At 56.8% G+C, this 5,792-nt stretch carries 8 protein-coding genes; 5 read left to right on the forward strand and 3 right to left on the reverse strand.

Annotated features, from left to right (window positions below; all coding sequences use genetic code 11):
• The 3 genes from ABJK56_RS09985 to ABJK56_RS09995 form a co-directional block, all read right to left on the reverse strand.
• The coding region (locus tag ABJK56_RS09985; protein ID WP_347244523.1) for a hypothetical protein at positions 1-333 on the reverse strand (333 nt) is incomplete at its 3' end.
• A gap of 273 nt (positions 334-606) precedes the next feature.
• Positions 607-984, reverse strand: coding sequence for a hypothetical protein (locus ABJK56_RS09990; RefSeq protein ID WP_347244524.1), 378 nt, complete (start codon positions 982-984; stop codon positions 607-609).
• A 15-nt stretch (positions 985-999) separates the two neighbouring features.
• Positions 1,000-1,173 carry a hypothetical protein gene (locus ABJK56_RS09995; RefSeq protein ID WP_347244525.1) on the reverse strand — a complete coding sequence of 58 codons (174 nt, stop codon included), beginning with the start codon at positions 1,171-1,173 and terminating at the stop codon, positions 1,000-1,002.
• A 173-nt stretch (positions 1,174-1,346) separates the two neighbouring features.
• On the opposite strand from ABJK56_RS09995, the gene ABJK56_RS10000 reads away from it, so the two are divergent.
• From ABJK56_RS10000 to ABJK56_RS10020, 5 genes are all read left to right on the forward strand, one after another.
• The gene (locus ABJK56_RS10000) at positions 1,347-1,574 is read left to right on the forward strand and encodes a hypothetical protein (RefSeq protein ID WP_347244526.1); all 228 of its coding nucleotides are present in this window, start codon (positions 1,347-1,349) and stop codon (positions 1,572-1,574) included.
• Positions 1,575-1,756: 182 nt separating this feature from the next.
• Positions 1,757-2,161, forward strand: coding sequence for a DUF1559 domain-containing protein (locus ABJK56_RS10005; RefSeq protein ID WP_347244527.1), 405 nt, complete (start codon positions 1,757-1,759; stop codon positions 2,159-2,161).
• A gap of 867 nt (positions 2,162-3,028) precedes the next feature.
• Positions 3,029-3,532, forward strand: coding sequence for a hypothetical protein (locus ABJK56_RS10010; protein WP_347244528.1), 504 nt, complete (start codon positions 3,029-3,031; stop codon positions 3,530-3,532).
• Between the two features lie 171 nt (positions 3,533-3,703).
• Positions 3,704-4,138, forward strand: a complete 435-nt coding sequence (locus tag ABJK56_RS10015; protein ID WP_347244529.1) for a hypothetical protein — start codon at positions 3,704-3,706, stop codon at positions 4,136-4,138.
• Between the two features lie 281 nt (positions 4,139-4,419).
• Complete coding sequence (locus tag ABJK56_RS10020) at positions 4,420-5,484, forward strand: hypothetical protein (RefSeq protein ID WP_347244530.1); 1,065 nt, start codon at positions 4,420-4,422, stop codon at positions 5,482-5,484.
• Positions 5,485-5,792 lie beyond the last annotated feature (308 nt).

Raw genomic sequence — 5,792 nt, forward strand, 5'->3', positions numbered from 1 at the left:
GTCGCTATAGGCGAAGGGGAACATGCCGCTGCTGGCGTCGCTGAACGGGTCGCCCACATAGGCGATGTCATCCTCTTCGCCGGGGCCGCCGCCGTAGTCCCGGCCATAGTAGCGATAGTCGTAGAAGCCGGGATACGTAATGGTCTCGTCGTAAGAATTGCTCCACGGGCCGCCCCAACTCGTGCTGGAGGAACTGCCGCTGCCTGAACCCGAGCCGCTACCACTCGCGCTGCCAGAGCCGCTGCTGCTGCCCCAAGTGATCGACCAGCTCGACCAGCCGGTAGCGGTGCCGTTTTCGATGCCCGTGACGTGGTTCGTGGCTGACTCGGTCACGGTGGGTTGGCCCTCAGGAAGCCAAGTCTTCGTCCACTGGTACTGGTAATTGTAGTCGTCGTAGGTGGCGTCCTGGTAGCTGCCGCCGCTGGCCCGAGCTGTCGCTGCTGGTCTGCCGGAGGGTCTGCTAACACTAATCGGCCGCGTCAGTCACACCGTTGTCCAGCAGAAAAGCCGGCGATGTCGTGGGAACTCCTGAGGCATCGAGTTTAACCTTGCGAGCATCGGTTTGGCAGACGCCGACGAATAGCCGCCCCAGGCATTCGACGCCGCCTAATAATCGAACGAGAGTCTTCCTGCGTCAAACTCCTTGAGAACCAGCTCGCACTCAAAGCCTAGGATACCTCCTTGTTCGATTAGCTCTTCCAGGACCTGACGGGCCTCCTCGGGTTTCCAAAAAAGCGCGCGAGCTGCGGCTGCCGATCGGACATAAGGATCAGGATCACGCATCAAATCGCAGATGGCCTGGCGGCCTTCTGGTGTGGTCCTTAGTTCTTTGTAGCACTGATGGGCACGGTCATGGGCACGGTTAGCCTTGTCGGGGTCGGTCTTCCTCTTGGGATCCGTCAGGGCACGGCTGGAGTACTGCGCATTTTCCAGCACCGCCTCGCGGAACTGAGCAATCAGGCTCTGGATACGTTCTGAGCACATAGGCATTTCTCCACCTTACGGCAACGGCTTTCCCTCAAGCACCATTGGCAGGATCTTCAGGCCAAAGGCTTGCTGCTCTTCGTATGATTGACTGTCCAGCGACTCGCGAACCGTCTTTCCACCCATGAAACCGCTAAGTGGTTTGGACGAATAGTAGTCGGCGATTTTCTGATTGACTTCCCTGGGCACGGCGACGACGTTTGCCGTATTGTGGATCGCCTCCGGACCAAAGCGGGCGATATTGCTGGGGCGCTGCTCAACGATATGGTGCCATACCTTGCCTTCGCCCGGCGGGCCATTGGTTTGGGTGCCTCAGGGAACTGGCCAATCCGTTCTATCACGGGGTGACGGTGCTGAACATCATGGGGCGGCTTTTGTACCGGGTGCGAATCACCGACGAGGCGACCTGCTACAAGCTGTTTCCCACAGAGGTGCTTCCGGCACTGGACCTGGAATGCGAGCGGTTGGAGTTTTGCCCGAAGGTGACGGCCAAGGCCGCGCGGGTGGGCCTCTGGATTGTGGAAGTGACGATCCGCGATCACGGTCGCGCGATAAGGGGGGCAAGAAGATTCGCTTTTACGACGGTCTAATCGCAAAGGCCACGCTGTGGAAATACCGGCACTGGCAGCCGAAGGAGTTGATGGAGGCCCCAGCCCGTGCCGCAAAAGACATCCAGACACCATTACACCGAGGGTCCAGGTGTAAATTGCATTTCATAGTACACGGTTGCGATGTAACAAGGGGCGGAAACTTCTAGTGACCGACGGGGACAATGCTCGCCATGAGCGGAACTGTGAACAGGCGGGCGATGACGCTTATCGAGTTGCTGGTGGTGATTAGCATCATCGGCCTTCTCGTGGCCCTGCTTTTGCCTGCTGTGCAAATGGCCCAGGCAACTGCCCGGCGTGGGCAGTGCAGCAACCATTTGAAGCAGATCGGTCTGGGGCTTCACATGCACCACGAAATGTACAATGTGCTTCCCCACAACGGCGGGTGGGACAACCGACAGGTGATCGCCGAGGTATCGGGCAACATGTTTACGCCGTCGACAACGGATTTTTCCACCGGACAGACGTATCACTGGGGAGCTGGCGACCTTCGCCGCCCGCCGTGGTACCAGACCGGCTCGTGGCTCTACTCGATCCTGCCCTCTGTTGAGCAGAACAGCGTGTATTAGCAGCGTGATTGGCAAGTGCCGGCGGGCATTTATGTGTGTCCAAGTCGCTGGACTGCTGAAGCACACACGGTAGTGGAAAGGGAGAATTACGGCGAGTCCCAAGGCGGCGGCTGGCGCTGGGCAAAGGCGGACTATGCAGCTAACAGCATGATTATTGAAGGGTTGCCCGCGCAAGGGCCCGGCGGTGCAAGCGGTTTGCCGAATTCACTGACGGACTTTCAAACACAATCATCGCCTGCGAAAAGGCCTTCGATCCGGCAGTACACACGCCAAACACTTGGTACTGGGACGAGCCGTTTTTCTTGGGCGTCTCCGGGAGCACAGCGCGTCGCGGTTTGGGCCTCGTGCGCGATGCTGTGGGAAACGATTACAGGACCAATTGGGGTTGGCCTCATCCGGGCGGAGCGCAGTTCTTGTTGGCCGACGGCAGCGTGCGAAGCGTTTCTTATCAGGTCTCCTGGCGGGAGATTACCGCACTACTCACACCCAATGTTACACCCAATGCTGGCGACCTTCCGTCCGTTGGCCCTTGAGGCCGGGAACCAGAACAAGAGGCTGGCTGAGACCTTTTGGGCGACAGGCAACTTCCGATGAGCAGTGCTGTGCTGCTTTGTGTGATTTTGACCTTAGGCCAAATGAACGCGGAGTTCTATCATGATTTTCGCCCAGGTGGGGAACTCCCACCGGTCCTGGTACCTCTTCGAACGGGTCAATTGGGTACAGTCACTGCGGAAAACGGTGTGAGGTGCATTCCCTCAAAGAGGAAATCGGCTTTTTCCCCTCTTTCGCATCGGTGGTGACTTCCAAACCACGTTGACGTACAGGATTCTGTCAACCGGTGAGCCCACCAAGGGGCTGGGAGTAGGATTGAAGCTCTGGGCGAATTTTGCCTCACAGCAATTTCGGGCGGGAACCTTGGGGCATTTCAGACAGCCGAAAGGAGGGGAAGCCATCGTAGCGATACTTGCCGAGGACAAAGAGGGGAAGCGGGGTTACAAGACAAAAAGTATTCCCGTGTCGACTCACCAGGGGCGCCAGCGTCTGGTTCGCAGCGGCGACGAATTGAGCTTTCAGATTTCGCACGAGGGCGGAGTAACATTCCCCCGTTTGCAACGAACGGAGGTAGGAACAGACGGCGCGGCCAACTTGCGCATTGTGGCTGCAAGCGGCGTAGACCCCGCTGCTGTAACTGTGCAGCTTCTCGAGCTGTGCATAAAAGTAGAGCGGTTGTCCACGGCGGCAGCGCCGCCCAAGAAGCGGTCGGGCTGGATTGTGCTGCTTGTGCTGGTTGTGTTGGTTACAGCTGGTCCAGGAGCCTTTGTTGTGTGGTGGAAGATGGCAAAAGCCTGTGGTGCGGCCGCGACGACGTGAGGTTAGCCGGTCTGTTTGGCGGCCACCGGCCGATGAAGTCCCGAGCACGCTACTGCGGCAACCACAACCAAGGAGCCGATCCTCCCGAATAGGATAAACAGCGACTCATGCTTTGCGTTATGGGAACACATTGGTGGCTTGCCGCAAAGGCAAACACAACCTGGGATCTAAATGAACGAGGTAGTTGCGGGCGCAAGCTGGTTTGCGGTTAACAGGTCGCTGGTGTTTACGGCCATATCGTTCAGTGGTCAAGTCTTCCGTTTTGACCAGCTGGCTGCTTGTTTGGTCCACACGATTGTACCGGCTTGGGCCTTAGTGGCTGGTTGGGAAATAATGCTTGGGGCGATGGCCCTACCATCGCCCGGGCGGCTGATGGCCCTGGTGAGCATTACATGCCTGGTCGCTTTACTCGTTCTGCATGTGCTTCGTCGGCACGGCGGCCAACTGTTAATATACCCGGGCGTTCTCCTCTTCCAGTCGCGCGATGCGTTCTATCGTCTGGAACAAATTGTTCTCCAGTACCGCCAGCCGTTGCGCAAAAAGCTTGCGATGCGGACAGAGGATAGCCTCATGCCGTCTAGTACGGCAGGAAAATGCGCATCGTGAGACGCTGACGTGGATCAATGGCCCGGCTGTTGAAGCGAAGCACTTTGAAAAATTCCTGGGAACCCTTCCGACCAAATTGCTCCGTTCAGAAAACCGAGAAATTTAGGGAATAGTTTGCCAAGCAATTTTGTTCCATTAAAATTATTGGGCGTCGACTTGCTGCTTTGGGTTTCCGGTAGGCGTGGCGAGCGCAAGATTCCGTGTGGACAATTGCCCTAATTTTAGGCCACCTGCTTCCTCGGCGGATCAGCAACCGCCATTCGTCCAGAAGTTACACGATCATGACCTTTAAGCCTCGAACTTGTGCAGCGATCAGAAGACTGTTTTGGCTCGTTCCAGCAGCAGTACTGCTTGCGGCGGCTACACCTGCTCGGGCCCAACAGGTACAGCAAAGCGCCCCTGGGCTGCTGTTCTTCGATGATTTCGAATACGAGGTCAAGCGCGATGTCATCGATCCACATCCCCCTTTCCTTACACAAGGAAAATGGTCGGGTGTTAAGTCGATCAATAGTGTGGGTCGAGGTACGGGTTACCTCTACACTGTGGAACGTATTCCGGGTTACCAGGCCAAATTCCCTGGACGCAATTCCCAACGAGTTTTGGCAATTGAGGCTCTTCCCGGAAAGTTTCAGACGCAAACCGACTTCTACCTCCGACTGGGCGACGCCCGAGGACCAACCGACCAGATTCCCGGCAACGTCTGGTTCCAGTTCTGGTTCTACCTCAACCACTACGACGATCCTCAGGATAAGGAAGATCAGCTTAGCGGCATCACCAATGGCAAGTTTCTATATCCCAGCCCGAATGGTATATATCCGGCTCATCCTCGCTGGCTTTTCACGATCCATCATAGCAGTCAGGTGTGGATCAAAGGCGAAGAAAGACCCCGCATTTACGAGCTACCATCCTATCGCGAACTCCTCTTCCAGTGTGAGGGGCTTGGTTCGGGCAATCCCCCCGTTCCCTTCGCCAACATTCACAAAGCGGCCGAGTGGGACCGATGGAAGTTGGGACAGATGGACATCGACACACGGATTGTGGCTAATCACTGGTTTCTGGTGAAACTCCACTTCGATACCTCGACGACGTCAGGGCGATACGAAGCATGGTTGCGACCGATGGGCGGAAAAATGGTAAAAGTGGCCGAATACATCGACGGCGTAACGCCTAGTTTCTCCTGGAAGATTCCTCCCGAGCACGTAGGCGGGCACAAAACACTCTGCATGCCCACCACCCTCGGTGCGTTCATCCCCGAGCGGGCCAAAAATAACAGGGACTGCTGGATATACCTTGATGATTTTGCCATGGCCTCGGGGGAGGATCAGCTTCCCAGGTACGATCAGTGACTTGTGTGCCCCACCGACACTTCCGGCTTGTCGAATCATGATCACGTGTTTTTTTGTGAGCATTCATTTGATACGGAGGCCAATCTCGGAAAATGCACGAAGAGCTAAAATCGGAGGTGCACTCAGTCACCTGCGGCCAACACCGTGTGCGGGATAACGTCGCCGAGATGAGTCTATACCGCATTGAGCAATAACGCCAAGATCGCTCGCCCCAGCCTGATCGCAAGCGTCCGCGAGCCTTGATGCACACTCACGCCACCGTCGTGGCGCTCGCTTCTCAAGGGAACTGGCCAATCGAGGCGGAATTC

This window comes from Thermogutta sp. (assembly GCF_039793925.1).
GTDB lineage: Bacteria > Planctomycetota > Planctomycetia > Pirellulales > Thermoguttaceae > Thermogutta.